A 24,963-nucleotide genomic window follows, 5' to 3' on the forward strand; every position below is an offset into this window, starting at 1 on the left:
TGCTACGTCGGTAGGCCCGTCGGCCGGGGTGACGACATGACCAGAGCCTCGTGCTCCTTCCTCCTGGCCCGCCGTACGAGCAGGATCAGGACGACGAGGCTGGAGACCGCGCCGCCGAGGCCCGCGATGGCGACGCCGCCGTAGACGGTGATCGCCCGCTCGTCGCGGCGCACGACCACGATGGGGCCGCCCCGGTCGGTGGCCGCGCGCACGGTCCGGCCTGGATCCTGGACGCCCGGCCCCGACGCCGTGGCCCTGTGGCGGGCGAGGACCGCCGCCATGCTCAGCGCCCGGTACGCGTTGACCACACCGAAGCCCGTGCCGGTGTTGTACGGGCTCTTCTGGGCCGGAGACGAGGTGAGCGCCTGGGCGACGAGCGCGGGCGACATCCCCGGGTGGCGCGACTTGATCAGCGCCGCCACCCCCGACACGAGCGCGGTGGCCTGCGAGGTCCCCCGGCCGACCCAGTATTCGTCGCCCGGCCCCGCGCCAAGGACGTCGACGCCGGGCGCCGCCACGAGGACGGAGGAGTTCCGGTTCGAGAACGACGCGCGGCGCAGCGCCGGCGTGACCGCTGCCACGGAGATCACGCCGGGGATGGAAGCGGGGTACGAGTACGGCGCGGTGCGCTTGCCGGCGCCGTCGTTGCCCGCGGCGGCCACCAGCACGACCCCTTTGGAGATCGCGTAGCGGATCGCCTCACGCTCGGCCTCGGTCGGGAGGTCCTTGGAGATCGACAGGTTGATCACCTCCGCTCCGTGGTCCACGGCGTACCGGATGCCCTTGGCGACCACGCCCTCGAAACGGGGGTCGGAGTTGAACGTGCGGAAGCCGGGCTCCTCGTCCTCCAGGATCACCCGCACAGACAGCACCCTGGCCTCCGGCGCGACGCCGATGACGCCGTCGCCGCCTCCCGGGCCGTGCCCGTGGCCCGCGATGAGGGAGGCCATGTAGGTGCCGTGCAGGCGGACCGGCTCGACGTCGTCCGGGTTGGCCCCGGCGGTGAAGTCCTTGCCGATGACCACCGATCCGGCCAGGTCGTGGTGCTCGGGGTCCACCCCCGAGTCGAGGACGGCCACGGTCACGCCCCTGCCCTTGGTCACGGCCCAGGCGTCCGCGACGTCCAGGGTCCGCAGGACCGCCTCCTGGCTCACCCGCACGTCGTCGGCGAGAGCCGTACGAGGCGCGACGGGAAGCAGGGCGGCGGCGAAGGCGAAGGCCGCGACGGCGTGCCCGGCGCGTCTCAGCACTGCCACTCCCTGGCGGCGCAGTCCGGGGACGCCGGGGCGGTGAGCGTGGCGGCGATGTTCCCGACCAGGTCGCCGGTGAAGGAGAACATGGTCGGCCGCTGACTGCCGACGCCTCTGGCCGGGCGTCCGTCCACCTGCCCGACCGTGCTCATCACGACGTAGGGGCCGGCCTGCCGCACGGTGCCGGCCTGGCGGCCTCCGGCGGTGAAGCGATCTGTCACGGTGCCGGGGAAGGCCAGGGCGCGCAGCCCCGGGTACGGCCCGCCGTTCCGGGGGAACGCCGCCTTGGCGGCCGCCGCCGAAGCGGCGTCGGGGAACGCCGCGACCCCGATCGTCACCACGATGCCCTGGAGCGCGTCGAGGTAGGTCGCCCGGAGGATCGCGTGGCAGTGGGCGGCCAGCACCGCCTTGCGCAGTGCCGCGTCGACGGCTGCCCGGCAGTCGATCCTCGACGAGATGCCGACCCTGCGCGCCGTCTCCCCGCCTCCCTGTTCGCCGGTGTAGGGCAGCGTCGGCGGGAAGATCCGGCCGGCCGGCCATAACGCCCAGCGCCGGGAGACCTCGGTGGCGCTCGCCTGCCGGATCTCGGCCGCGCTCGGACCGCGGGTCAGCTCGGCGCCCGCGGCGGTCGCCGCGACGCCCGCGACCGCGGCGCAGATCAGGGTGAGCGCGGAGGCCACGAGCAGGGCCGGCCAGGTCCTGGTCTCACCCACCACGCCTCCGCTCACTCGGTTCGCGGGTTCACCTCAGCGACCTTAACCCGACTTGACACCCATCATCCCCACAAATCCGCCTGGAAAGTACTTGACGGTACGGAAAGCGGAAAGTATTTTCCACTATGGAAAGTAAATGCCGAGACAGTGGAGGAACCCCTGTGAATCCCCTCATGAATCCTCAGGAGGCGGCGCAGAGCCTCGCCGACATCCGTAGAACGCAGGCGAAGGCCGTCGGATCCCAGCCGTGGTTCCCGACCTGGTACATGGTGGGGGTGGGCCTCTTCGTCACCGGCGCCCAGTTGGTCACCGAGCCCGGGACGCCTGCCGTCGTCATGGCGGCCGGCGGCGGCGTGCTCGCCGTGGGCCTCGGAGCGCTGATCGCGCGACTCGTGACGTCACGGCGGATGACCGCGCACCGCAGCGTCCTGTCGGCCGCCGGAATGGCGGGCTTCGCGCTCTGGCTCGCGCTGAGTATCGGCCCGGCCCTGGCGCTGGCGCTGTGGATGTCCACCCGCGAGGTGGCCTACGCTCGGACCTACGCGGCACTGGGGATGAGCGCCTTTATGGCGCTGACCGGGCCGTACGTCGCCCGGTGGATCTCCCGCCAAATGGCTATGAAGATCGAAAAAGGGGTGTGATGGAGCTCGATCCCGTCATTCACGCCCCCACCCGGCTGCAGATCGTGTCACTGCTCGCGGCGGCGGAGCAGGCCGAGTTCGGCTTCGTGAGGGACACCCTCGGCATTAGTGACTCGGTGCTGTCGAAGCACGCGAGCGCGCTGGAGGCGGTCGGATATGTGCATATAAAGAAGGGCCACGTCGGCAAGCGGCCCAAGACCTGGTACAGCCTCACCGAGGTCGGGCGGGCGGCGTTCACCCTATACGTGGCGAACCTGCAGAAGATCGTCTCCCCCAGCGGCCTGACCGTCCTCTCCGACTGAGCCCCACTGAGCGCTCCAACGCGTACGGCTGCCGCCTCCGCGTGGGAGGCGGCAGCCGTACGAGAGGCGATCAGTAGGTGGGCAGGCTCGGGTCGACGGTCTTGACCCAGCTCAGCACGCCGCCACCGACGTGGACGGCGTCGGAGAAGCCGGCGTTCTTGAGGACCGCGAGGACCTCCGCCGACCGGCCGCCGGACTTGCAGTGCAGGACGATCTTCTTGTCCTGCGGCAGGCCCTCGAGCGCGGAGCCGTTCAGGAACTCGCCCTTGGGGATGAGCACGGCGCCCGGGATGTTCACGATCTCGTACTCGTTCTGCTCGCGGACGTCGATCAGGAAGATGTTGTCCCCCCGGTCCTGCATGTCCTTGAGCTCGGCCGCCGTGATCGTGGAGCCCGCGGCCGCCTCCTGCGCCTCGTCGGAGATGGTGCCGCAGAAGGCCTCGTAGTCGATCAGCTCGGTGATCGACGGGTTCTTGCCGCAGAGCGGGCACTCCGGGTCCTTGCGGACCTTGACGTCCCGGTACTTCATCTCCAGCGCGTCATAGATCATCAGACGGCCGACGAGCGGCTCGCCGATGCCCGTGATGACCTTGATGGCCTCGTTGACCTGGATCGAGCCGATCGAGGCGCACAGCACGCCGAGAACGCCGCCCTCAGCGCAGCTCGGCACCATGCCGGGCGGCGGGGGCTCCGGGTAGAGGCAGCGGTAGCAGGGGCCGTGCTCGGCCCAGAACACGCTGGCCTGCCCGTCGAACCGGTAGATCGACCCCCAGACGTACGGCTTGCCGAGCAGCACGGCCGCGTCGTTGACCATGTAGCGGGTGGCGAAGTTGTCCGTCCCGTCCACGATCAGGTCGTAGCCGGAGAAGATGTCCATCACGTTGTCCGTCGTGAGGGCCACGTTGTGGATCACGACGTTGACGAGCGGGTTGATCTCGCGCACGCTGGCGGCGGCCGACTCCGCCTTGAGCCGCCCCACGTCCGACTGGCCGTGGATGATCTGCCGCTGCAGGTTCGACTCGTCGACGATGTCGAAGTCGACGATCCCGAGAGTCCCCACCCCGGCCGCGGCCAGGTAGAGCAGCGCGGGAGAGCCCAGGCCACCCGCCCCCACACACAGCACCTTGGCGTTCTTGAGCCGCTTCTGCCCTGCCATGCCCACGTCAGGGATGATCAGGTGACGCGAGTAGCGGCGCACCTCGTCGACGGTCAGCTCAGCTGCCGGCTCTACCAGCGGTGGCAACGACACAGTTCCACTCCTGCTCGGCTCCATGGGCTCATCACAAGCCCTTCTCACAACTTAACCGGCGCGTTCCGCATTCCCAATCACGCTGTCCGCCGTATGGACACCTGTGTTTCGCGAATTCGCGTCTCGGCGAGCAGGCGCCGTGCCTCCCTGGCGACCACCTCGGGGAACTCCATCTGCGCGACGTGCCCGGCGTTGGGCAGCGTGACGAGCCGGACGTCCGGGAACGTACGGCCCGCCCGGTGGGCCATCCGGGCGTCGACCAGCCGGTCACGGCGGCCGTAGACGACCAGAGTCGGCGCGGTGACCCGGGCCGCCTGCCGCCAGAGGTTGTCCGGACCGGTGCGGAAATACTCGTTGACGATCGCGCGGGCGCAGCCCACCATCGCCTCCCCCGAGTACGGCAGGCCGTCACGCCGCCGCAGCTCCTCCACCGCGTCGCGGAGCCGCTCGGGGTGGACCCTGTTGAGATCGGCGTAACACATACTCAGGGTCGCCCGGATGCGCCGCTCGGCGGGGACGGACGAGAGCCAGCGGACCGCGAGCTCGCCCAGGCGCGGCGCGGCCGACATGGCCACCCGGGCCGGGCCGTACCGGGGCAGCAGGTCGGGCATCGCCGGGGAGACGAGCGTCAGCGACCTGACGAGGTCGGGCCGGGCGGCCGCGACCCGCACGGACACGGCCCCGCCCATGGAGTTGCCGAACAGGTGGACAGCGCCACCGATGTGCTCCACTAACCGCACGACCGCGTCCGCGTGGCCGTCCAGCGAATAGCGGCCGTCGGGGGGCGCGGGCGAGTGCCCGGCTCCCGGCAGGTCGATGGCGACTCCCCGCACGTCGCCGGCGAGCTCGCCCATGAGGTCGGTCCAGTTCGTGGCGGAGCCTGCCAGACCGTGAACGAACACGGCCGTGTCGGGCGGCCCCTCCGGGGTGGTCCTCACGTGGATCCGCGTCTCACCCAGATCGATGTGCTCGCCCGGCCAATGCGGAATCGGCTCGACACCCACGCGTCCTCCCTCGTTCTCCTTCTGTTTCGACGATAACCCCCGGCCGTACGTCTCCCAGCCGCCCCCGCGACTACGGGCAGTAAGCACCTTTGCGATCCCTCCCTATGTACCGGTTCGTCGATATTGCTCATATCGGACATTTCAAATGCGACATAAATGACATTTGCGGGCGAAGTGATCAGTAGCGGTCCAACGTCGTCAATAAAGCGATAAGCAGATGGCAAAAGCCACCGATCGCCGTTTGTCGCTTGGGCGGCGAGGAAATCAAGACAATGCAGGGATGATCCGCAAGGGTCATCAGAAAGTACATTTTCCAACTGATTTGGAAAATGTCGGAGTGTCGGGGCAGTAGTCCTTCAAGGAGCAAATGAAATGCCCAAGTTCAACAACATCGTCGGGATCCTCGCGATCAGCGCCGCTCTGACCGGTGGAGCCGTCGCCCTCGGCAACGCGATCACCAGCAGCGCGAGCGCCTCCACCGTCATGGGCGGCTGGGTCGGTGGCGGCGGCGGTGGCGGCGGCTGCAACTGGGGCCGTGGCCACCGGAACCACAACAAGAACAAGAACAAGAACAAGCAGTGGCAGCACGAGCGTCAGCACCAGCGGCAGCACCAGTTCCTGCTGCGGGACTTCACCCTCGTCCTGACGCCGTTCCAGAAGACCGAGACCGACTCGCGGGCTCTGCCGTACAACTGGCAGAACTCCGACAGCAAGGCGCAGCCCTGGAACCGCCAGGACTCCTTCTCGGACTCGAAGACCGAGCCGAAGCAGAAGCAGGAGGCGGAGCAGGAGAACGAGCAGGAGGCGCAGCAGCAGCAGGAGGAGGCGGTCCCGGTCACTCCGACGCCCACCAGCACGCGTACGCCTCACTAATCCAAGCATGCGATCTCATGCATTCGCATGGAGATCGCAGATGGCCTCCGGGCCATAACTGAGGGGCTGAACGCTGTCCGTGCTCGTTGCCACCGGGAGCCCTCTCGGGACGCGCTGATCAACGAGTGCGAACGGGCCCTTGTGCGGACGCAGACCATCAGGCCGTTCCGGCCGCAATCAGCGAGGGCTCCGCGTCGAACGCGGAGCCCTCATTCCTTGGTCCATGCCGCCGCCTTGGCCAATCGATATCCCGGCTCAATAGGCGACTCGACAACGCGACCCTGTCGTGCGATCACGCGACGCGATCCGCGCTGTGCGCTCATGCCCGCAGTGAACGCCGCGGCATTCACACCGTGTGTTGACGGAACGAATGCGCGCGGGTGAAACGCACGCCCACCGCTCCCAAGGCGTTCCCGAGTCTCGGCGGATCGGGAAACCAGAGCGCAGGGGCAAAACTCTTCAAGGGAGAAAGTAGCAATGTCGTTCAAGAACCTCGCGAGGGTCCTCGCCGTCAGCACCGCGCTGACCGGCGGGGTCATCGCCCTGGGTAGCGCCGTGAGCACCACGTCCGCGAGCGCCGCCACCGTCATGGGCGGCGTCGGCGGTGCCCCAGTGGCCCGCCACGTCCGCCACGTCGTCCGCGGCGTCTGCGCACCCGCGCAGAGTCACCGCAACAAGAACAAGAACAAGAACAAGCAGAAGCAGCACCACCGCCAGCACCAGACCCAGGACCAGTTCCTGATGCGGGACTTCACACTCGTCCTGACGCCGTTCCAGAAGACCGAGAGCGCGGCCCACGCCCTGCCGTACAACTGGCAGCACTCGGACTCCAAGGCCCTGCCCTGGAACAACCAGCGCAACCACACGGACTCCGAGTCCAAGCCGAAGCAGAAGCAGGAGAACGAGCAGGAAAACGAGCAGGAGGGGAACGAGCAGCAGCAGCCCCGCCAGGAGGAGCAGCAGGCCAACGCCGGCCAGCGTAAGGGCGGCGGAGACGACGATCCCGCGGCCGTGGCCAACGCAGACGGCGGCACCGGGAGCGCAAATGGTAACGCCGGCACCGGCACCGGCACCGGCACCGGCACCGGCACCGGCACGGGCGGCGCCAACCTCGGCGTAGGCGCCAACCTCGGCCTGGGCGTCGGCGTCGGTGCCGGCGTCGGCACACCGGCAGCGGCACCGGCCGCACCGGCGGCACCGGCAGCTGGTTAGTAAACGCATATGAAGCCGTTCCGGCCCTGGTGAGCGCGGGCTCCGGCGTCAAACGCGGAGCCCGCGCTCCATGGTCCATCGCACCGCCTCGCCCACACAACTGGTGAAGACCGCGGTATTCACATCGTGATTTCACTGCATGTTCGCGTGCGGGCGAATGCATGCCCAACGCTCACGCCCGACGTTCCCGACGCTCGGCCAATTGGGAGAACGTCAGAGCACGGGCGAAATTCTTTCAAGGGGGAGAAAGTAGCAATGTCGTTCAAGAACCTCGCGAGGGTCCTCGCCGTCAGCACCGCGCTGACCGGCGGGGTCATCGCCCTGGGTAGCGCCGTGAGCACCACGTCCGCGAGCGCCGCCACCGTCATGGGCGGCGTCGTCGGCGGCCCAGTGGCCCGTCACGTCGTCCGGGGCGTCTGCGCACCCGCGCAGCCCCTGCGCAACAAGAACAAGAACAAGAACAAGCAGTGGCAGCACGAGCGCCAGAACCAGAACCAGAACCAGTTCCTGCTGCGGGACTTCACCCTCGTCCTGACGCCGTTCCAGAAGACCGAGAGCGCGGCCCACGCGCTGCCGTACAACTGGCAGCACTCGGACACCAAGGCGCTGCCCTGGAACAACCAGCGCAACCACACGGATTCCAAGTCCGAGCCGAAGCAGAAGCAGGAGAACGAGCAGGAAAACGAGCAGGAGGAGAACGAGCAGCAGCAGCCCCGCCAGGAGGAGCAGCAGGCCAACGCCGGCCAGCGTAAGGGCGGCGACGACTAGTAGTGCATAGGGCCGTTCCGGCCGTTATTCAGCGAGGGCTCCAGCGGACGCCGACCGCGGAGCCCTCGCTCCATCGCGCGGCCGTGCCTCGCGGCTTGCTTCCCGGCCGGTATTTCAGGCCGCGTAGCAGAGGCGGGCGTGATACACCCTCAACACCCACGCCAAACGTCGCCCAGTCTCCAGCGTGCGTGGAGCGAGCCCGTGTAATCGATCACAGGAATCCCGCCTGTGACACGGCCCGGCGCAGCCTCCCCCGCGCCAAGCCCGCGGACCCCTGGAATGCAGCTTTACGGCAGGCATGACACCGTTACTAAGCCGGCGGTCGCGGTCACGGCCCAGAGGGCGGCCGACACCGCCACGCTGTGGCGCCTATATCGCCGTGTCTTCGCTGTCACAACGCTGGGCGTGGAGAGCAGCGACCTTCGCCGCTTGCTCCCAAGAACGAGCGGGCGGCGATCGTCGTGGTCGCTGTCCGCGCCATTCACGAGGGCTCCGCTCCGACCTCCTCCTCCGCCTTGCGATGCATCCATCTGGATCCACGCCCCCGACGGGCAGGCATTTGTAAGACCCTCCCTATGGATCTGCGAACACCGCTGCAATTGACCGGCCACTGCGGCCCGTCTCCTCCCGCTCCAGGCGGGGGTCGCGTTTACACCCGCTAACGGCCGCCTGCCAAGGCCGTCCCCTGGTGGCCGCTGGTTCATGGCCGCACGGCCGTCGGACGCTCCCGGACGCTCTCGGACGCTCTCAGATGCGAGTCTTTTCCTTACTTCAGCGTCAGCGTCCACTTCTCGCCGCTGAGGTCTCGCGCACGCAAGTTTCCCCGTGCTGACCCGCCGTTTGCGGAGAGCGCCCGCGACGAGCTGGTCTCTGGCTTCTCCTGGTCGCTCGCTCACGCTGCCGGTTTGGGCACGGGGTTTCCGGCTTACGCTTCCCTCCTCTAACAAACCCTGCAGCCATGGAGGACCTGAGAGACGCGTCCTGGGCCTCTGTCCCGTCCTGACTGGCGTCTCCTCATGCTCGCCGCCCCGTAAACGCGCATCGGCGCCGGCGGCTTCGCTCATCCCGTGTGGCGTCTCCTACCCCGGGCCACATGGCGACTGTTGTCCTCAGATTCATCGGCATCGCCTTCAGTTCATACGGACACGCGCATGCCCCCTGCTCGCCTTTCCCGGGTGACCAGTTATTGCGGCGCGGGAGGGATTGACCTCGCCGCAAAATCGGACATTTTGCTACAAAGCCGTCATCAATAGTCTAAGGGCGGCTATAAAGTGATAATAAGCGATCAAAAGCAGCAGATCTCCGTTTGTATCACCATGTGCCCGGAAATCAAGTCAGCGCAGGCAGATGGTCCAACACGGACCATGACAACATTTCTCAGGCATTCCCCGAAATATCGGAATGCCGCAAGGTTCGAGGCAATCGAATCCTTTCAAGGGGGAACACATAATGCCCATGCTCAAGAAGATCCTCGCCGGGGTCGCCCTCAGCACCGCTCTCGCGGGCGGCGCCCTGGCCGTCGGCGTCACCGCCGCGAGCGCCGACACGACTCCGAAGAGCCACGAGTCGGAGAAGTCCCACGACCACGACCACAACCGGGACAACAAGTGGTGGCAGGACCGGGAGAACCACTGGTGGCAGGACAAGAACTGCTTCCAGAACAACAACTGGTGGAAGAACCAGAAGGACGACCACACCAACTTCGGACTCGCGGTCAAGGACATCGCCATCGGGTTCCAGGACAAGACCCAGAAGGATGACTTCTGGAACAACCAGCACTGGTTCCAGAAGGACAACTGCTGGAACAACAACAACCGGAACTTCTGGAACAACGACGACAAGAACGACGACGACCAGTCCGAGACCTCGCACGAGTCCGAGCCCGAGAACTGAACCGAACTGAACTGAGCTGAGCTGAGCCACATCCCGCAGCACAGCTGACCTGACGCCCTTCAACTGAGCCGTAAACCTTGGTCACAATCTCAAGGTTGTCATGAGATTGCAGGACAGCGCATTCCGAGAAATCTCGGAAAACCAGAATCGAATCCTTTCGAGGGGGAGACGAAATGGCCACGTTCAAGAAGGTCTTCGCCGGACTCGCACTCGGCACCGCTCTCGCGGGCGGCGCCCTGGCGCTGGGAGCCACGGCTGCCAGTGCCTCCACCGTCCCGGTCAGCTGGCACAACAACAACGACAACAACAACTGTTGGAATGACAACAACAACTGTTGCTGGCAGGACAACAACTGCTTCAACAACTGCAACAACTGGCACAGCTCCAAGGACGACTGCGACAGCTTCGCCATCGCCACTCCCTGCGTTGCCATCGGCTTCCAGGACAAGACGTGCCGGGACGACTGCTGGAGCAACAACAACTGCTGGCAGAACAACAACTGCTTCAACAACAACGACAACTGCTCCTTCAACAACAACGACAACAACGACAACTGCTGGGGCGACGACTGCAACTAGGGCCCGGATCTGACGGCCTTCGGGTGATCAAACGCTCCGGGCCGATCGGCTGGAAGACTGGAGTGACCGTGCTTCACAGGGATCTCGGCGCCTGCCGACGTAGATAGCTCCCGAAAGGACGAGCGCACGGTTTCCGGGCGCCATCGCACCTTCCGGCGAGTGCCTTCAGGGCCTAGGAACGAAGTTTCATCCTCCAGCGCAAAGAGCAGGGGCTCCGGCGGATCTTTTCCGCCGGAGCCCTGACCTTTCCGGGGCTCTCACGTTTCTCCGCCCGACCGGCCGCCCCCAGCCGCACGTCCGATGCCACACGTCGCCCCGCCCGCGCGCCGACCCATGGCACGGCGCACCACCTCCCCGCGGCCACCACGCCGCACACGACCTCCCCGCAGCCATCACACCGCGCACCACCTCCCCGCAGCCATCACACCGCGCACCACCTCCCCGCAGCCATCACACCGCGCACCACCTCCCCGCGGCCCAGGACCCTCAGTCCGCGCGGCCCGATTCCCATTGCGCCAAACTTGCCCACCCGCCCTCTCATGGGCCCCCTCCCCCGCGCCTGACCTCCGCCCCAGCCCGCGCGGGGTCATCTCGCCACGCGGTATCCGCCCCGGGCCCTCCGCGCCTCCCCGTCTCCCGCCGGCCCTACGCGTAACGGCCCTACGCCTGACGGTTCCCGCCGCCTTCGTGTCGGGCCGCTGCCGCTGCGCCCGGCATCCACCAAGCCGGCGCCCGATCAGCCCGCCGCGCCTCACCCCGTCCTCTTGTCAGGCGGTACGGCCCTCACCCTCCAGCCGGCCGACCCAGAGAAACGGACATTTAGGGATGAAAGCCCCAGCCATCTTCTCAAATCGCCCATGATGGGACAATCGGGCATCAAAGGCCGGAGTGTCGCCGTTTGTCCCGCATCGCCCTCGGCAATTAAGACATCGCGGGAGGGATGGCCCATTCGGGCCTTTCGACGACATTTCTCCTCTATTCATGAAATGTCGCGAATCGGGCAATCGATCCTTTCAAGGGGGACACCCAATGCCCAAGCTCAGAGACGTTATCGCGGGGCTCGCGATCAGCACAGCGGTTGCCGGCGGAGCTGTCGGCCTGAGCACCGCGACCACCGCCACCGCGGCGAGCGCGGCCACAATCCACAGCGACTGGGGCGACTGGGGCGGCTGGGGAGACTGGGCCAACTGGGGCAGCTGCCACAGGAACCGCTGGCACAAGTTCAGCCACACGAGGTTCCACCACAGGCACCGCCACCACGGCGACGTCAATAAGGTCGTAATCGTCAAGGCCAACGCCCGCGGCATGAGTGACATCGACTTCGACTGAGCCGGTGGCCTGCCGCGATGAGTGAGCTACGCGCCCCGGGCTGAGGGGCGAGAAGACCGGCGTGCCCATGCGCAGGGCGGCGCCAGCGCCTGGTCTTGTGACGCATCGACCTCTCGAGGCCGCTTCTCAGCCCGGACCTGGAGCCGGCTCTTCTCCAGGGCGTAGAAGTGAGGGCTCCGGCGGAACGATCTCCGCCGGAGCCCCCGCATCCGAACTCAACTCACGCCGAGCGGCGCGTCTTCCGCTTGGCGGAAGCCTTCTCCTCTTCCGCGCTCTCCTCCCCCTCAGCCTCCCCCTCGGCCTTCTTCGAGGCCGACTTGGCGGTGGTCTTGGCAGTGGTCTTCGCGGTGGTCTTCGCGGTGGTCTTCGCGGCGGGTTTGTCGGCGGCCTTCTTCTTGGTGACGGCAGCGCCCTCGCGCTCGGTCTTCGCGGCAGCCGTACCCTCGCGTTCGCGCTTGGCGGCCTCGACGCTGGCGCGCAGAGCGGCCATCAGGTCGACAACGGGCCCCTGCTCGGCCGGAGCCTCGGCCGCGACGACCTCCTTACCGGCGATCTTGGCCTCGATGACCTCCTGCAGGGCCTCCCGGTAGGCGTCCCGGTACTCGTCGGGGTCGAAGTCGGCGACCATCGTGTCGATCAAAGACTCGGCCATCTTGAGCTCCTGGGGCCGGACGTCGACGTCCTCCTCCAGGAACGGGAAATCGGCCTCGCGCACCTCGTCCGGCCAGAGCATCGTCTCCAGCACGAAGACGCCGTCGCGGACCCGGAGCGTCGCGAGTGACTCGCGCTGCCGGAGCGCCACCTTCACGATCGCCACGTGCCCGGACTGCTCCAGCGCGTCCCTCAGCAGCACGTACGGCTTGGCCCCCTGAGCGTCCGGCTCCAGGTAGTACGACTTGGCGAAGTAGATGGGGTCGATCTGCTCGGCGGGGGTGAACTGCAGCACGTCGATCCGCCGGGACGTGGTGAGCGGCAACTGCGCGAAGTCCTCGTCCGTCAGCACGACCATCTCGCCGGTGGCCAGTTCATAGCCCTTGGCGATGTCCGCGTACGGGACCTCTTCGCCGTCGGCGGTGCAGACCCTCTTGTACCTGATCCGCCCACCGTCTTCCCGGTGCACCTGGTGGAAGGTGACGTCCTTCTGTTCGGTCGCCGAGAACAGCTTCACGGGTATAGTGACCAACCCGAACGAGATGGCGCCCTTCCAGATGCTCCGCATAGCCACATTCTCGTCTCTGTGTTCGAATACCGCTATACCTAGATTCAAGTGACTTACCTCATGGGCAGGTACCCACTATGGCGGTTCCGTACCCGGTTGAGCCAATGCTCGCGGTCGCCGGAGAGCTCCCTTTGGACTGCGCGGCATACGCCCTTGAGGTCAAGTGGGACGGCATCCGGACGATCGCGTACATCGACGACGGCGTCAGGGTCACCGGCCGCCGCGGCACCGACTTCACCTCCCGCTATCCCGAGATCGCGAAAGCGGTCGCGCCGCTCGCCGGGCGCCGGGCCGTCATCGACGGCGAGGTCGTGGCCTTCGACCCCGCCGGACGGCCCAGCTTCGAGCTGCTCCAGCGGCGGATGAACGTGCCGGATCCGAAGGGCGCCGGGCTCCTCGGCGTCGTCCCTGTCTCCTATCTGCCCTTCGACCTGCTGCATCTCGACGGGCACACGCTGTTCGACCTGCCGTACCGGGACCGGAGGGAGCTGCTCGACTCGCTCGGGCTGGACGCCCCGCCGTACCTTCCGTGCGATCCGGCCGTGCTGGAGGCCACCCGCGCGCAGGGCTTGGAAGGCGTGGTGGCCAAGCGGCTCGACTCGCCGTACCGGCCGGGACGGCGCAGCGACTGGTGGGTCAAGGTCAAGAACCTCAACACCGCCGAGGTCGTCGTCGGCGGCTGGCGCCCCGGCAAGGGCCGCCGCGAGGGCGGCGTCGGCTCGCTCCTCGTCGGCATGTACGGCGGGCCGTTCCCCGCCGGGCACGGGTTCCTCTACGTCGGCCATGTGGGCACCGGGTTCACCGACGCCGTGCTCGACCACCTGTACCGGCTGCTCAAGCCCCTGGAGATCGGGCAGAGCGCATTCTCGACCAGTCTTCCCAGGGAAATAAGCAAGGACGCACACTGGGTTCGGCCCGAGCTTGTGGGGGAGGTGGCCTTCACGATGTGGACGAACGAAGGCCGGCTCCGCCATCCGGTCTGGCGTGGCGTGCGGACCGACAAGGTCCCCGCCGAGGTGCGGCGAGAGGAGCAGCAGGGATGACGCAGAAGGTGCTGGTGAGGGTCGACGGCAGGGAGCTGTCCCTGAGCAACCTGGACAAGGTGCTCTACCCCGACGCGGCGTTCACCAAGGCCGAGGTCATCGACTACTACTCCCGGATCGCCCCGGTCCTGCTCCCTCATCTGAAGGACCGCCCGCTGACCGTGAAGCGCTTCCCCAACGGCGTCAACGGCGGGTTCTTCTTCGAGAAGAACGCTCCCTCGCACACGCCCGACTGGATCCCCACGGTCAACCTCCCCGCCCCGGGCAGCACGAAGAACCGGGAGACGATCGACTTCCCGATCGTGAACGACCTGCCATCGCTGGTCTACTACGCCAACCTCGCGGCCCTGGAGCTGCACCTTCCGATGTGGCGGGTGACGGAGGACGGCGAGCCGCTGCCGCCGGACACACTCGTCTTCGACCTCGACCCCGGCGCGCCCGCCACGATCGTCGACTGCTGCCGCGTCGCCGTGCTCCTGCGGGACACCCTCAAGGAGGACGGCCACGAGAGCTTCCCGAAGACCAGCGGCAACAAGGGCATGCAGCTCTACGTCCCATGGGACCAGGGGCCGGGCACGTCCGACTACGCCAAGGCGCTCGCGCAGCGGCTGGAGGCCGAGAACCCGTACGTGACCAGCGTGATGGCGAAGCGGGCCCGGCCCGGGAAGGTCTTCATCGACTGGAGCCAGAACAACCCCTACAAGACCACGGTCGCGCCGTACTCGCTGCGCGCCAACCGGATCCCCACCGTGTCCACCCCCCTCCTCTGGGACGAGGTCGAGAGCTGCGGCAGCCCTGACGAGCTGGTCTTTACCGCCCCGGACGTGCTGGCCCGGGTGGAGGAACACGGCGACCTCTTCATGCCCGCCCGCGCTTAGGTCCTTGAGTGGCGGCCCGAGCCGTGACGTGGACCTGCCGTAGTGTGGGACCTGTCGCAGCAGACCCCCGGACGGGAGGACGTGCACATGTCCGAGATGGAACCCCTCGACGAGGTGGTCGAGGAGCTGCCGATCGAGGCCCCGGAGGCTGACGCGGTCGAGCAGCGCCAACTCGTGAAGGTCGCGGAGGACAACCGCTGGCCGGAGCAGGTCCCGTTCGAAGCCGACCCCGCCGACGTCGCCGAGCAGGAGCGCACGGTGGACCTCGGCGATGACGAAGACTATCGCTGACCTGGTTACCGCCGCGTAGGATGAGCCACGGGGCGGCGAGCCCCCCGATATCCCTCCCCACAAGGAGACTGCCGTGACCGCTACCCCGGACGCCAAGCCCCGGGGCACCCGGCTGCCCCGGATGGCCCGCCGCCGCCAGCTCCTGAGCGCGGCCCAGGAAGTGTTCGTGGAGAACGGTTACCACGCGGCGGCGATGGACGAGATCGCCGAGCGGGCCGGAGTCAGCAAGCCGGTCCTCTACCAGCACTTCCCCGGGAAGCTGGAGCTCTATCTCGCCCTCCTCGACCTGCACGTCGAGGACATGGTGACCCGCTGCCGCGAAGCGCTGGCCTCCACGACCGACAACAAGCAGCGGGTCCAGGCGGCCATCGGCGCCTTCTTCGACTTCGTGTCCAGTCAGGGCGAGGCGTTCCGGCTGGTCTTCGAGTCGGACCTGCGCAATGTCGCGCCCGTGCGCCAGCGCGTCGAGCGGTCCCTCCAGGAGAGCGCCGAGGCGATCAGCCAGGTGATCCAGGAGGACACCGGCTGCTCCAGCGACGAGGCCCACCTGCTCGGCGTCGGCCTGGTCGGCATGGCCGAGGTGAGCGCGCGCTACTGGCTCACCAGCCACGGCTCCATCCCCAAGGAGGCGGCCACTCAGCTCATGGCCCGGCTCGCCTGGCGCGGCATCAGCGGCTTCCCCCGGACCGGCTGACGGGCGAATTGTGTTCGCTTGACGCGATCACAGGGCTCATCGCGCCCCTCGGCGACGACGATGGGTATGAACAGCCCTCTCGAAAGGGGAGCCCGATGGAAATCAAGATCGGCGTGCAGTCGGTGCACCGCGAGATCATCGTGGAGACCGACCTGTCGGCCGAGCAGATCGAGGAGGAGCTCCGCAAGGCGCTCGCCACCGAAAAAGGCGTCTTCTCGTTGACCGACACCAAGGGCCGGCGCGTCGTCGTCCCCGTGGCCTCGCTCGGTTTCGTCGAGATCGGCGAGGACGAGCAGCGCGCCGTCGGCTTCGGCGGAACTCTGTAGCCACCCTCCTTCGGCGTGGGCCGCCGCGCGGTCACCCATATCCGCATCCGCGGGGGCGACGGCCGTGGTCCGCGCCGTGGGTGTCACCCCGCCTCCGGCTGACTGTCGGACAGTCCGCGCTGCCCCTCCGCAGCACGGCGCGCGAAGTCCAGCGATTCGGCCCACATCTCGTGAAGGAACTGCCGTAGCGGCGCGAGGCCCTCATGCCTCGCACGGTACAACCGTTTGGCGCCCTCACGCCGCTGGATCAACAGACCGGCTTCGGCTCACGCGCCGGGCGTCAGCCCGAGAGCCGCCATCCGCTTGCCGTGCTCCTCGGTCAGCCTGGCGAAGAGGCGGCCGACCTCCGCGAGGTCCTCACCCTCCTCCCCTACGAGCAGGCCGGCCAGCTCCGGGCGGGCCGCGGCGAGCCGCTGACCCTGGCTCAGCGCCTCTCCCACCATCCGGCGCGCCCACAGCGCCAGCCGTCCGCTCAGCCGGGGGTCGGCCTCGATCGCCGCCCGGACCCTTTCCACGGCGAACTCCGAGCGGCCCGTGTCGGCAAGCACCTCGTCCACCAGCTCCCTCGTGGACGGGTCGGCCCGCCGCGCGGCCTCGCGGTAGAAGTCCCCCGCGATCCCGGTGCCCACGTATGCCTTCACCAGGGCCTCGTGCCAGTCCCTGGGCTTCGTCTGGGCGTGCCAGGCGTCGATGGCGTCCACGAAGGGGGCCATCGCCTCCTCCGCGTCGACGCCGAGCGACTCCAGCCGGTCACGGAGCACGCGGAAGTGTCCGTACTCGGTGGCGGCGACGTCACCCAGCGCCGCCCGGTCGTTCAGGGTCGGAGCCAGCAGCGCGGCGTCCTCGGCCAGCCGGAGGAACGCGGTCAGCTCGGCGTACGCCAGCACGCCCAGGAGGTCCACGATGCCGGGAGAGCTATCAGTCATGGGTGCAGCGTAAGGGTGCGGCGTGAGGGTCCGGGGTCACGCCTCCGGAGCGACGGGCGCGGGACCGCCCGCATCCGGTAGGAGGAGGGACTTTTAGCGGGAAGGAGCAGAAATCGGTTCCCCGTTGTGGTATCGAGTAGACTGCTCTGTGAAAGTGCGACCGCACTATGTTGATCCGGGGTATTGGTTCCCGGAGCCCCCAGTAATTGGATGCCGCGGTCGCTGATCACGACGAAGGCGCGACATCCGCGAGGGCCCGACCGGGGGAGATCTGCCGGCCAGGATGACCCGGAAGGCCGCCTTCGCACCGATTGAGGCAGGCCACGCTGACAACGACCTTCCGAGACCTGGGAGTCATCCCGGAGATCTCCGACGCCCTCGAGACCGAGGGCATCATTTCACCGTTCCCGATTCAGGAGATGGCGCTCCCCCTGGCCCTCGCCGGCCAGGACGTCATCGGCCAGGCGCGGACCGGCACGGGCAAGACGTACGCCTTCGGCGTCGCCATGCTCCAACTCGTGGGCAAGCCGAGGAAGAACCGCAAGAAGCCCCGCGGCCTCGTCCTCGTGCCCACCCGTGAGCTCGCTCTGCAGGTGACCGAGGACCTCGTCCTCGCGGCCGGCAAGCTGGGCTCGCGCATCCTCACCGTCTACGGCGGCCGCGCGTACGAACCCCAGATCGAGGCGCTCAAGAACGGCGTCGACGTCATCGTCGGCACCCCCGGGCGCCTGCTCGACCTGGTGAAGCAGAAGCACCTCGACCTGAGCCAGGTCGGCATGCTCGTCCTGGACGAGGCCGACCGGATGCTCGACCTGGGCTTCCTGCCGGACATCGAGCGCATCATCAAGCTGGTGCCGGAGAAGCGGCAGACGATGCTGTTCTCGGCCACCATGCCCGGAGAGATCGTCGCCCTCTCCCGCCGCTATCTCACCCGGCCCACCAACGTCCGCGCCGAGAACAACGAGGCCGAGGCGGAGGCCACGCCGCAGACCACGCAGTTCGTCTACCGGACGCACCGCATGGACAAGATCGAGATCCTCGCGCGGCTGCTCCAGAGCACCGGCAGCGGGCTGACGATGGTGTTCTGCGAGACCAAGCGAGCCTGTGACATGGTCTCCGAGCAACTGCGCGAAAAGGGCTTCGCCGCAGCGGCCGTGCATGGCGACCTCGGGCAGGGCCAGCGCGAGCAGGCGCTGCGCGCGTTCCGCAACGGCAAGATCAATGTCCTGGTGGCCACCGACGTGGCCGCCCGCGGCATCGACATCGACGACGTCACCCACGTGGTCAACTACGACTGCCCGCAGGACGAGAAGACCTACGTCCATCGGATCGGCCGCACGGGCCGGGCCGGCCGGACCGGCGTCGCGGTGACCTTCGTCGAGTGGACCGAGCTGACCCGCTGGAAGGTCATCAACAACGCGCTCGGGCTCGACTTCGCCGACCCGGTCGAGACCTACTCCAGCTCGCCGCACGTCTACACCGACCTCGGCATCCCCGAGGGCACCAAGGGCGTGCTGCCGCGCGCCAACCGGTCGCGGGCCGGCCTCGATGCCGAGGAGATCGAGGACCTCGGCGAGACCGGGCGCGCCCGCTCCCGCAAGTCCGACCGCGCCGAGCGGGGGAGCCGCGGAGACCGGGAGGAGCGCCGCGAGCGTCCCGCCCGCACCCGCGAGCGCCGCCGCACCCGTGGCGGCCGCACGCAGGAAGCGGTCACGTCCGACGCTCCGGCCGGATCCGGTACGGCTGACACCTCCCCGGTCAGTACGGCTACCGCCTCCACGTTGGGGGACATCTTGGGGGACATCTTGGACGAGACGCCGCCCACGGTCGAGACCACGACCGGCCGCCGCAGCCGGAGGGGCGCCAACTCGGCCGCCCTCAGCGGCGCGCTGGCCGACATCACGCCCGCCCAGCCGCAGGACGACGGCGCGGCCCCCGCGCTGCCCCAAGCGGAGCCCGTCGCCGAGCCGATCAGTGGGCCGGTCACTGGACCGATCAGTGGGCCGATCAGTACGCCGGTCAGTACGCCGGTCAATGGGCCCGCCGCAGAGACGGTCGTCGAGAAGAAGCCGGCCCGCCGCAGGACTCGCGCGGTGGCCGCCCCCGCTCCCGAGACCTCCCCGGAGGCGACGGAGCAGCCGGCGGTCCAGCCCGCCGGACCGGCCGAGCCAGTGCCTTCCGGCCAGGACGAGCAGGTGGCCGCCGCGAGGCCCGCCCGCCGCAGGGCCCGCGCCGCGGCGGTGGACGCGCCGGAGACCGGCACTCCGCGGGCAGACGCCCCGCAGGCCGGTGCCGCGCGCCGAGGACGGGCGCTGCTCGACGACGCGCCGGTCGAGACGCCGGTGATGAAGGCGCCCGTGCGGGTGCCGGTTGAGGCGCCAGTAGAGGTGCCCGTGGATGTGCGGGCGCAGGCGGTGGAGGCAGTGGTGGAGACGCCGCAGCCCCGGCCGGAGCCCGAGCGGATCATCCCGGCCAGCCCGTTCGTGGTGGTCTTCCAGTCGCCCGACCTCGCGACGGAGGACGACGATCCGGCCCCCTCGGCCGCGACCGAGCGGGCCCAGCAGCGGCGCCGCCCGGGACCGCGGCCCCGGCCCCGCCGTACCGGCTGATCCTCGGCGCACGCGATCGACGGCGAGCACGATGAACCGCGAGCACGCCGGGCGGCCTCATGGCGCCCGGCGTCCCGCCTGCCAGGGGACCGCTTTACCTCAAGTGGGTATGGACCTTGGCAGGAGGCACGCGCGATGAGCATTCGCAACCCGCGTAGCGTTTTTGGCGGTGTCGCCAGGATCTCGACTCGGTATCGTGATGCCACGTGAGCGAGCCAGCCGACAGGCACAGCAGATGGTCCGGGGCGCGGGTGCCGGCGGGACCATGCGTCCCATCGGTCCCAGCGGTCCCGGTAGGGGCGGAGGAGGCCTCGTGAGTACGCCGCGATTCCTGACCCTGCCCCCCGGGGTCACCGTCCTGCAGATGGAAACGCCCGTGGGCTCGTTCGCGGCCCTGGAAGCGCTGCCCGTGAGCGGAGTGGCGGAGCGCTGGCCCGCCCTCCTCGTTCCGGGATTCACCGGGAGCAAGGAGGACTTCCTCTCGGTCATGCAGACCCTCGCACAGGCCGGCCGCCGCGTAATCGCGGTCGACATGCGGGGGCAGTACGAGACGCCCGGCCCCGACGACCCCAAGGCGTACACCTGCGCGGCGCTGGGCGCGGACGTGGACGCGATCGCGACCGTCGTCGGCGGCGGCGAGCCCGTCCACCTGCTCGGACACTCGTTCGGCGGCCTCGTCACCCGTGAGACGGTGCTGAACGGCACCGCCAAGCTGGCGTCATTCACGCTGATGAGCTCGGGTCCGGGCGGGATCACCGGGCCCCGTGAACGGGCGGGCCGCGTTTTGCTCGCGGAGCTGCCGGAGCACGGGGTCGACTACATGTGGGCGAACCGGATGGAGCCCGAGGCGCTCAAGGCGGGCGTCCCCGACGACATCGTGGCGTTCCTCCGCAAGCGGCTGCTCGCCAACTCCCCCACCGGCCTGCTCTCCATGGCCGACGAGGTCCTGAACGCCGCCGACCGCGTGCCCGACCTCGTGCAGTGCGGGCTGGACATCCTCGTCCTGTACGGCGAGCACGACGACGGCTGGCCGCCCCTCCTCCAGGCCGAGATGGCCCGCCGGCTGCGGGCCGAGTGCGTGGTGGTGCCCGGCTCGGCCCACTCTCCCGCCGTCGAGGCTCCGGAGACCACGGCGGCCGCGCTCACCCGGTTCTGGAACGCCGCGGAGAGCCGGCTGCTCCAGCAGCACGCCTGATCGCGCTCCGCGACGCGGGCCGCCGTGGACGGGCCCCCGGCGGGGTGTCATCATTTACTCACGATGGCTTCGCCAGAGGGCCTGACGGCCCAACCTCCCCACTCGGCCACCTGGCTGGTGCACGTCGACCGGTCCATGTGGGTGGGCGGCGTGCGCGGTCTAATGCTCCAGGCGCTCCATCCGTTGGCGATGCGCGGCGTCTGGCAGAACTCGAACTTCCAGGAAGATCCATTCGGGCGGCTGCGCCGCACCGCCGACTTCGTGGGCCGGGTGACGTACGGCAGCCCGGAGGAGGCCGAGGAGATCGGCAGGCGCGTGCGGGGCATCCACCGCTCCCTGCGGATCCATGATCCCGACACGGGGAAAACCCATCGGGTGGACGACCCCGAGCTGCTGCTCTGGGTCCACTGCGCCGAGGTCGCGTCCTACCTGGAGACCGCGCGCCGGGCCGGCGTGCGGGTCACCGACCGCCTCGCCGACCAGTACCTCTGGGAGCAGCGCCGCAGCGCCACCTATGTCGGCCTGCATCTGGAAGACGTGCCCGGCTCGGTCAGCGAGATGGAGCACTACTTCGAGGAGATGCGGCCCAAGCTCAGGGTCATCCCGGAGTCGGCGGCCACGATCCGGTTCCTGCTGTGGCCGCGCGTCCCGCAGGATCTGCGCTTCCTCACCCCGGCCAAGCCGGCGTACTTCCCGTTCGGCGCGCTGTGCTACTACACGCTTCCCGGCTGGGCCCGCGAGCTGTATGGCGTGCTGCCCGAGGTGCCGCAGACCACGGTGACGGCGGCGCTGCGGGCGTTCCGGCTGGCCATGAACTCCGTGCCGGAATCCGTGCACAGCCGCGTCTTCCAGCCGGCGACGAGGGCGATGCTCCAGGCGACGCGCGAGCGCCTGGCCGCCGCCGGTTACGACCTCGGCAAAGGGCTCAGAGGGCTGGTCGATCCACGCCGCCGACCGGGACGGATCGCCGTCTAGGGCTCCGGTAGACGAAGGGCGCGTCGCCCTGCGACCGGGTGAGCTCCTCGATCACATGGTGGTCCGCAGACAGCCGGCACGCCGGGTCCGTGGCCGCCGCGTCGCCGGTGATCGCGTACGCCTGGCATCGGCAGCCCCCGAAGTCCAGGTCGCGGCGCGGGCAGCTCACGCACGGCTCGCGCATCCACTCCGTTCCCCGGTAGGCGTTGAACGCCGCCGACTCCTCCCAGATCCACCGCAGCGAGTGGTCCTGCACGTTCGGCATGGCCAGCCCCTCCATGGCGTACGCCGCGGGGCAGGGCAGCACGCTGCCGTCCGGCCCGACGGTGAGGGAGATCGCCCCCCAGCCGCCCATGCAGGGTTTCGGGACGCCCTCGAAGTAGTCGGGGATCACCCAGATCAGCTCGATCCCGTCGAGCCGCTCCCGCCAGTGGTTGAGCCGCTCCTCCGCCCGCGCGAGCTGCTCCCGCGTCGGCAGCAGCGCCGCCCGGTTGAGCAGGGCCCAGCCGTAGAACTGGGTGTTGGCCAGCTCGATCCGCTCGACGCCCCAGGAGACCCCGAGGGCCACGATGTCGTCGATGGAGTCGAGGTTGTGCCGGTGCAGAACGACGTTGAGGCCCAGCGCCAGGCCGGCCTGGCGTACAAGCGCGGCGGCGGCCTCCTTGGCGGCGAACGACCGCTTGCCCGCGATGAGGTCCGACTGGGCGGCGTCGCCCGCCTGCACCGAGAGCTGGACGCTGTGCAGCCCGGCGGCGACCAGCTCCGCCAGGCGCGCCTCGGTGAGGCCGACGCCACTGGTCACCAGCTGGCTGTAGATGCCCGCCCGCTCGGTGGCCTCGACGATCGCGACCAGGTCGCCGCGCAGCAGCGGCTCCCCGCCGGACAGGTGGGCGTGGACGACGCCCAGCTCGGCCGCCTCCGCCATGACGCGTTCCCAGTCCGCCGTGGCGAGCTCCCGGGAGCGGCTGATCAGCTCGGTCGGGTTGGAGCAGTAGGGGCAGTGCAAGGGACAGCCGTGCGTCAGCTCGGCCAGCATCGCCCACGGCGGGGGAGGTTTGAGCGGCGCGGGCTCCTGGGGCGCGGAGTGTCGTATCGCGGGCTCCTGGGGCGCGGAGTGTCGTATCCCGGGCTTCTCGGTCAACGGAGCCAGCCTTCCTTCTGGACGCGGCCGAGGAACTCGGGGACCTCCTCGGCGACCGGAGCCTCCGGGAACTCCCCGGCCAGCTCGGCGACGATCTCGTCCACGGTCCTCGTGCCGTCACACAGCTCGACGATGGAGGCGGCCTGGCCGTTCAGCACCACGACCCGCTCCGGCATGATCAGCAGGTCGGCCTCGCGGACGGCGTCGTAGCGGAGGACGACCGACGGCGCCAGCGCGGGCCGCCAGGAGGTCATTCCGACGCCCGATCGATCGCGTCGAGCAGCGACCAGAGCAGGTCGCACTTGAACCGCAGGGCCGCCACCGCGCTCTCCTGCTGCTCCTCGGTTCGCGCCCACTCCAGCACCAGCGGCAGGGCCTCGCCACTGTCCCGGCGCCCCTGGGTGACCCGGTTGCGGAAGTACTGCAGGCCCTCGGAGTCGATCCACGTGTAGTGCCGCTCGAACGCCTGGATCCGCGTCCGCATGATGTCGGGGGCGAACAGCTCGGTGAGGGAGGCGGCCACCGCCTCAAGCGGCGTGCCGAGGCGGCAGAGGTTCACGTAGCCGTCCACGGCCAGCCGTACACCCGGGAGAACGCCCTCGCCGGACAGAAGCGCGTCGCGGCTCAGCCCGGCGGCCTCGCCCAGGCGGAGCCAGCGCTCGATGCCGCCCTCGCCCGGCTCCGTCCCGTCGTGGTCGTGGATCCGGTGGATCCACATGCGGCGCAGCTCGCTGGTCTCCAGCTTGGACAGGATCAGCGCGTCCTTGATGGGGATGTGCCGCTGGTAGTGGAACCGGTTGAGGATCCACCTCCTGATCTCCTCCGGGCTCAGATCGCCCGCGTGCATCCGCACGTTGAAGGGGTGCAGGTGGTGGTAGCGCTCCTCGGGCACCGCCCGGAGCCGCTTCTCGAACTCCGCCGGGGTCCAGTTCACAGGTCGATCACCATTCCGTCCGCCGCCACCTCTACCCCGTAGCCGGCCAGCAGCCGGTGCTGCGGCGCGTCCGGGTCCAGTAGCGGGTTGGTGTTGTTGAGATGCGTGTAGAAACACCGGCCGGGCAGACCGGCCAGCATCGGAGCGGTCACCTCGATCGGAACGTGGCCCATCTGGGTCGCCGTCTTGGAGGAGATGCCCGTCCTGCGCGGCTCCTCGTCATCCCAGAAGGTGCCGTCGATGATCACGCAGTCGGCCTCCGCGAGCGCCTTCTCCAGCGCCGGGGGGAACGTGCCGACGGCGGGGGCGTAGACCACCGTGGCGCCGTCCGACAGGCGCAGCGCGCTCACCCAGCCGTCCTCCGGGCCGCCCTCAGGGGCGTAGCGCGGCCTCTTCCCCGACACCGGCACGGCGCTCACCTGCAACGACTCCCCCAGCGCGACGGGCTGCCCGAGGTCCTTCCAGACGAGTTCGGTGTACGGCGAGAGCACCTCCTCCAGCCGGAGCCGCTCTGTGAGGGCATGCCGTACGGCGGGGGTGGCGACGATCTCCACCTGGTCCGCCTCGCGGAGGCGGGCGATGCCCAGTGTGTGGTCGAGCTCGGCGTCGGTGAGGATGATCCCGGCGAGCGGCGTGTCCCTCAGCCCCGGCCCGGGGACCAGCCACTCGCTCGCCTCTATCTGGTCGCCGATGTCCGGGGTCGCGTTGACCACGTGGCATCGGCCGTCCGGCGTCCGGACCGCGAGGGAGGCGTGCCGGCGGCGCCACGAAGGATGTGCGCGTGCCCCGGCGCAGCCGGGACACGCGCAGTTCCACTGCGGAACGCCGCCGCCTGCCGCGGTGCCAAGTACCCGCAGGCGCACGGTGCTGTGTCACTCCAATCTCAGAGAGATCACTGAGAGATCGCTGAGAGCGGGCGA

The 24,963-nt window shown here is 69.0% G+C and carries 26 protein-coding genes; 16 read left to right on the top strand and 10 right to left on the bottom strand.

Translation table 11 applies throughout. The features are described 5' to 3' along the window. Positions 1-2: 2 nt before the first annotated feature. Both N5079_RS20355 and N5079_RS20360 read right to left on the bottom strand, forming a co-directional pair. On the bottom strand, positions 3-1,250 hold the full coding sequence (locus tag N5079_RS20355) for a S8 family peptidase (protein ID WP_261585528.1): 1,248 nt from the start codon (positions 1,248-1,250) through the stop codon (positions 3-5). Next, the gene (locus N5079_RS20360) at positions 1,244-1,963 is read right to left on the bottom strand and encodes a hypothetical protein (protein ID WP_261585529.1); all 720 of its coding nucleotides are present in this window, start codon (positions 1,961-1,963) and stop codon (positions 1,244-1,246) included. The genes N5079_RS20355 and N5079_RS20360 overlap by 7 nt, the downstream gene beginning before the upstream one ends. 161 nt (positions 1,964-2,124) lie before the next feature. On the opposite strand from N5079_RS20360, the gene N5079_RS20365 reads away from it, so the two are divergent. Further along, positions 2,125-2,604, top strand: a complete 480-nt coding sequence (locus N5079_RS20365) for a hypothetical protein (RefSeq protein WP_261585530.1) — start codon at positions 2,125-2,127, stop codon at positions 2,602-2,604. Further along, positions 2,604-2,906: a winged helix-turn-helix domain-containing protein gene (locus N5079_RS20370; RefSeq protein ID WP_261585531.1), complete on the top strand. Its 303-nt coding sequence runs from the start codon at positions 2,604-2,606 to the stop codon at positions 2,904-2,906. Before N5079_RS20365 ends, N5079_RS20370 begins: the two co-directional genes overlap by 1 nt. A 70-nt stretch (positions 2,907-2,976) precedes the next feature. Here the strand turns inward: N5079_RS20370 and moeZ are convergent, their stop codons facing one another. Next, the gene (moeZ, locus tag N5079_RS20375) at positions 2,977-4,155 is read right to left on the bottom strand and encodes an adenylyltransferase/sulfurtransferase MoeZ (RefSeq protein WP_261585532.1); all 1,179 of its coding nucleotides are present in this window, start codon (positions 4,153-4,155) and stop codon (positions 2,977-2,979) included. Between the two features lie 77 nt (positions 4,156-4,232). Further along, positions 4,233-5,159, bottom strand: a complete 927-nt coding sequence (locus tag N5079_RS20380) for an alpha/beta fold hydrolase (RefSeq protein WP_261585533.1) — start codon at positions 5,157-5,159, stop codon at positions 4,233-4,235. Between the two features lie 372 nt (positions 5,160-5,531). Between N5079_RS20380 and N5079_RS20385 the strand changes: the two genes are divergently transcribed. The 6 genes from N5079_RS20385 (at position 5,532) to N5079_RS20410 (ending at position 11,812) form a co-directional block, all read left to right on the top strand. Further along, positions 5,532-6,032, top strand: coding sequence for a hypothetical protein (locus N5079_RS20385; protein ID WP_261585534.1), 501 nt, complete (start codon positions 5,532-5,534; stop codon positions 6,030-6,032). A gap of 477 nt (positions 6,033-6,509) precedes the next feature. After that, positions 6,510-7,244, top strand: coding sequence for a hypothetical protein (locus N5079_RS20390; protein ID WP_261585535.1), 735 nt, complete (start codon positions 6,510-6,512; stop codon positions 7,242-7,244). Between the two features lie 255 nt (positions 7,245-7,499). Continuing rightward, the gene (locus N5079_RS20395; RefSeq protein ID WP_261585536.1) at positions 7,500-8,012 is read left to right on the top strand and encodes a sodium/glutamate symporter; all 513 of its coding nucleotides are present in this window, start codon (positions 7,500-7,502) and stop codon (positions 8,010-8,012) included. A 1,455-nt stretch (positions 8,013-9,467) separates the two neighbouring features. Then, entirely contained in the window at positions 9,468-9,905 is a 438-nt protein-coding gene (locus N5079_RS20400) for a hypothetical protein (RefSeq protein ID WP_261585537.1), read from the top strand. 173 nt (positions 9,906-10,078) lie between these two features. Continuing rightward, positions 10,079-10,483 (top strand): hypothetical protein, encoded by a 405-nt coding sequence (locus N5079_RS20405; RefSeq protein ID WP_261585538.1) that lies wholly within the window; start codon positions 10,079-10,081, stop codon positions 10,481-10,483. Positions 10,484-11,512: 1,029 nt separating this feature from the next. Then, positions 11,513-11,812 carry a hypothetical protein gene (locus N5079_RS20410; RefSeq protein ID WP_261585539.1) on the top strand — a complete coding sequence of 100 codons (300 nt, stop codon included), beginning with the start codon at positions 11,513-11,515 and terminating at the stop codon, positions 11,810-11,812. A 220-nt stretch (positions 11,813-12,032) separates the two neighbouring features. On the opposite strand, the gene N5079_RS20415 is transcribed toward N5079_RS20410, so the two are convergent. Continuing rightward, positions 12,033-13,031: a Ku protein gene (locus N5079_RS20415; protein WP_261585540.1), complete on the bottom strand. Its 999-nt coding sequence runs from the start codon at positions 13,029-13,031 to the stop codon at positions 12,033-12,035. Positions 13,032-13,108: 77 nt separating this feature from the next. On the opposite strand from N5079_RS20415, the gene ligD (N5079_RS20420) reads away from it, so the two are divergent. From ligD (N5079_RS20420) to N5079_RS20440, 5 genes are all read left to right on the top strand, one after another. Beyond that, a complete protein-coding gene (gene ligD / locus N5079_RS20420; RefSeq protein ID WP_261585541.1) occupies positions 13,109-14,074 on the top strand; it encodes a non-homologous end-joining DNA ligase in 966 nt (321 codons plus the stop codon). After that, entirely contained in the window at positions 14,071-14,952 is an 882-nt protein-coding gene (gene ligD, locus N5079_RS20425; protein WP_261585542.1) for a non-homologous end-joining DNA ligase, read from the top strand. The genes ligD (N5079_RS20420) and ligD (N5079_RS20425) overlap by 4 nt, the downstream gene beginning before the upstream one ends. Before the next feature lie 87 nt (positions 14,953-15,039). Continuing rightward, on the top strand, positions 15,040-15,243 hold the full coding sequence (locus N5079_RS20430; protein ID WP_261585543.1) for a hypothetical protein: 204 nt from the start codon (positions 15,040-15,042) through the stop codon (positions 15,241-15,243). A 73-nt stretch (positions 15,244-15,316) separates the two neighbouring features. After that, positions 15,317-15,937: a TetR/AcrR family transcriptional regulator gene (locus N5079_RS20435; protein WP_261585544.1), complete on the top strand. Its 621-nt coding sequence runs from the start codon at positions 15,317-15,319 to the stop codon at positions 15,935-15,937. A gap of 95 nt (positions 15,938-16,032) precedes the next feature. After that, the gene (locus N5079_RS20440; protein WP_261585545.1) at positions 16,033-16,263 is read left to right on the top strand and encodes a DUF3107 domain-containing protein; all 231 of its coding nucleotides are present in this window, start codon (positions 16,033-16,035) and stop codon (positions 16,261-16,263) included. A gap of 266 nt (positions 16,264-16,529) precedes the next feature. Here the strand turns inward: N5079_RS20440 and N5079_RS20445 are convergent, their stop codons facing one another. Next, complete coding sequence (locus N5079_RS20445; protein ID WP_261585546.1) at positions 16,530-17,189, bottom strand: ferritin-like domain-containing protein; 660 nt, start codon at positions 17,187-17,189, stop codon at positions 16,530-16,532. Positions 17,190-17,608: 419 nt separating this feature from the next. On the opposite strand from N5079_RS20445, the gene N5079_RS20450 reads away from it, so the two are divergent. The 3 genes from N5079_RS20450 to N5079_RS20460 all read left to right on the top strand — a co-directional run bounded on the left by N5079_RS20450 (position 17,609) and on the right by N5079_RS20460 (position 21,968). Further along, the gene (locus N5079_RS20450) at positions 17,609-19,798 is read left to right on the top strand and encodes a DEAD/DEAH box helicase (RefSeq protein WP_410007816.1); all 2,190 of its coding nucleotides are present in this window, start codon (positions 17,609-17,611) and stop codon (positions 19,796-19,798) included. Between the two features lie 313 nt (positions 19,799-20,111). Then, positions 20,112-20,993 carry an alpha/beta fold hydrolase gene (locus tag N5079_RS20455; RefSeq protein WP_261585548.1) on the top strand — a complete coding sequence of 294 codons (882 nt, stop codon included), beginning with the start codon at positions 20,112-20,114 and terminating at the stop codon, positions 20,991-20,993. A gap of 63 nt (positions 20,994-21,056) precedes the next feature. Continuing rightward, on the top strand, positions 21,057-21,968 hold the full coding sequence (locus tag N5079_RS20460) for an oxygenase MpaB family protein (protein ID WP_261585549.1): 912 nt from the start codon (positions 21,057-21,059) through the stop codon (positions 21,966-21,968). Here N5079_RS20460 and pqqE read toward each other — a convergent pair. From pqqE to pqqB, 4 genes are read right to left on the bottom strand one after another with little or no spacing between them, the layout of a single operon-like run. Continuing rightward, the gene (gene pqqE, locus N5079_RS20465) at positions 21,919-23,109 is read right to left on the bottom strand and encodes a pyrroloquinoline quinone biosynthesis protein PqqE (RefSeq protein ID WP_261585550.1); all 1,191 of its coding nucleotides are present in this window, start codon (positions 23,107-23,109) and stop codon (positions 21,919-21,921) included. The genes N5079_RS20460 and pqqE overlap by 50 nt on opposite strands. Continuing rightward, positions 23,106-23,363, bottom strand: coding sequence for a pyrroloquinoline quinone biosynthesis peptide chaperone PqqD (pqqD, locus tag N5079_RS20470; protein ID WP_261585551.1), 258 nt, complete (start codon positions 23,361-23,363; stop codon positions 23,106-23,108). Before pqqD ends, pqqE begins: the two co-directional genes overlap by 4 nt. Further along, positions 23,360-24,043: a pyrroloquinoline-quinone synthase PqqC gene (gene pqqC, locus N5079_RS20475; protein WP_261585552.1), complete on the bottom strand. Its 684-nt coding sequence runs from the start codon at positions 24,041-24,043 to the stop codon at positions 23,360-23,362. The genes pqqD and pqqC overlap by 4 nt, the downstream gene beginning before the upstream one ends. Continuing rightward, on the bottom strand, positions 24,040-24,906 hold the full coding sequence (gene pqqB, locus N5079_RS20480; protein WP_410007813.1) for a pyrroloquinoline quinone biosynthesis protein PqqB: 867 nt from the start codon (positions 24,904-24,906) through the stop codon (positions 24,040-24,042). Before pqqB ends, pqqC begins: the two co-directional genes overlap by 4 nt. Positions 24,907-24,963 lie beyond the last annotated feature (57 nt).

It is taken from the genome of Planotetraspora sp. A-T 1434 (genome assembly GCF_025420585.1).
GTDB lineage: Bacteria > Actinomycetota > Actinomycetes > Streptosporangiales > Streptosporangiaceae > JAOEGB01.

Coding starts and splice junctions, on each gene's coding strand:
- N5079_RS20400 (WP_261585537.1), top strand. CDS start 9,468: ATGCTCAAGAAGATCCTCGCCGGGGTCGCCCTCAGCACCGCTCTCGCG.
- N5079_RS20395 (WP_261585536.1), top strand. CDS start 7,500: ATGTCGTTCAAGAACCTCGCGAGGGTCCTCGCCGTCAGCACCGCGCTG.
- N5079_RS20405 (WP_261585538.1), top strand. CDS start 10,079: ATGGCCACGTTCAAGAAGGTCTTCGCCGGACTCGCACTCGGCACCGCT.
- N5079_RS20390 (WP_261585535.1), top strand. CDS start 6,510: ATGTCGTTCAAGAACCTCGCGAGGGTCCTCGCCGTCAGCACCGCGCTG.
- N5079_RS20410 (WP_261585539.1), top strand. CDS start 11,513: ATGCCCAAGCTCAGAGACGTTATCGCGGGGCTCGCGATCAGCACAGCG.
- N5079_RS20415 (WP_261585540.1), bottom strand. CDS start 13,031: ATGCGGAGCATCTGGAAGGGCGCCATCTCGTTCGGGTTGGTCACTATA.
- pqqD (WP_261585551.1), bottom strand. CDS start 23,363: ATGACCTCCTGGCGGCCCGCGCTGGCGCCGTCGGTCGTCCTCCGCTAC.
- N5079_RS20460 (WP_261585549.1), top strand. CDS start 21,057: ATGGCTTCGCCAGAGGGCCTGACGGCCCAACCTCCCCACTCGGCCACC.
- ligD (WP_261585541.1), top strand. CDS start 13,109: ATGGCGGTTCCGTACCCGGTTGAGCCAATGCTCGCGGTCGCCGGAGAG.
- ligD (WP_261585542.1), top strand. CDS start 14,071: ATGACGCAGAAGGTGCTGGTGAGGGTCGACGGCAGGGAGCTGTCCCTG.
- N5079_RS20445 (WP_261585546.1), bottom strand. CDS start 17,189: ATGACTGATAGCTCTCCCGGCATCGTGGACCTCCTGGGCGTGCTGGCG.
- N5079_RS20385 (WP_261585534.1), top strand. CDS start 5,532: ATGCCCAAGTTCAACAACATCGTCGGGATCCTCGCGATCAGCGCCGCT.
- N5079_RS20440 (WP_261585545.1), top strand. CDS start 16,033: ATGGAAATCAAGATCGGCGTGCAGTCGGTGCACCGCGAGATCATCGTG.
- N5079_RS20370 (WP_261585531.1), top strand. CDS start 2,604: ATGGAGCTCGATCCCGTCATTCACGCCCCCACCCGGCTGCAGATCGTG.
- N5079_RS20430 (WP_261585543.1), top strand. CDS start 15,040: ATGTCCGAGATGGAACCCCTCGACGAGGTGGTCGAGGAGCTGCCGATC.
- N5079_RS20450 (WP_410007816.1), top strand. CDS start 17,609: ATGGCGCTCCCCCTGGCCCTCGCCGGCCAGGACGTCATCGGCCAGGCG.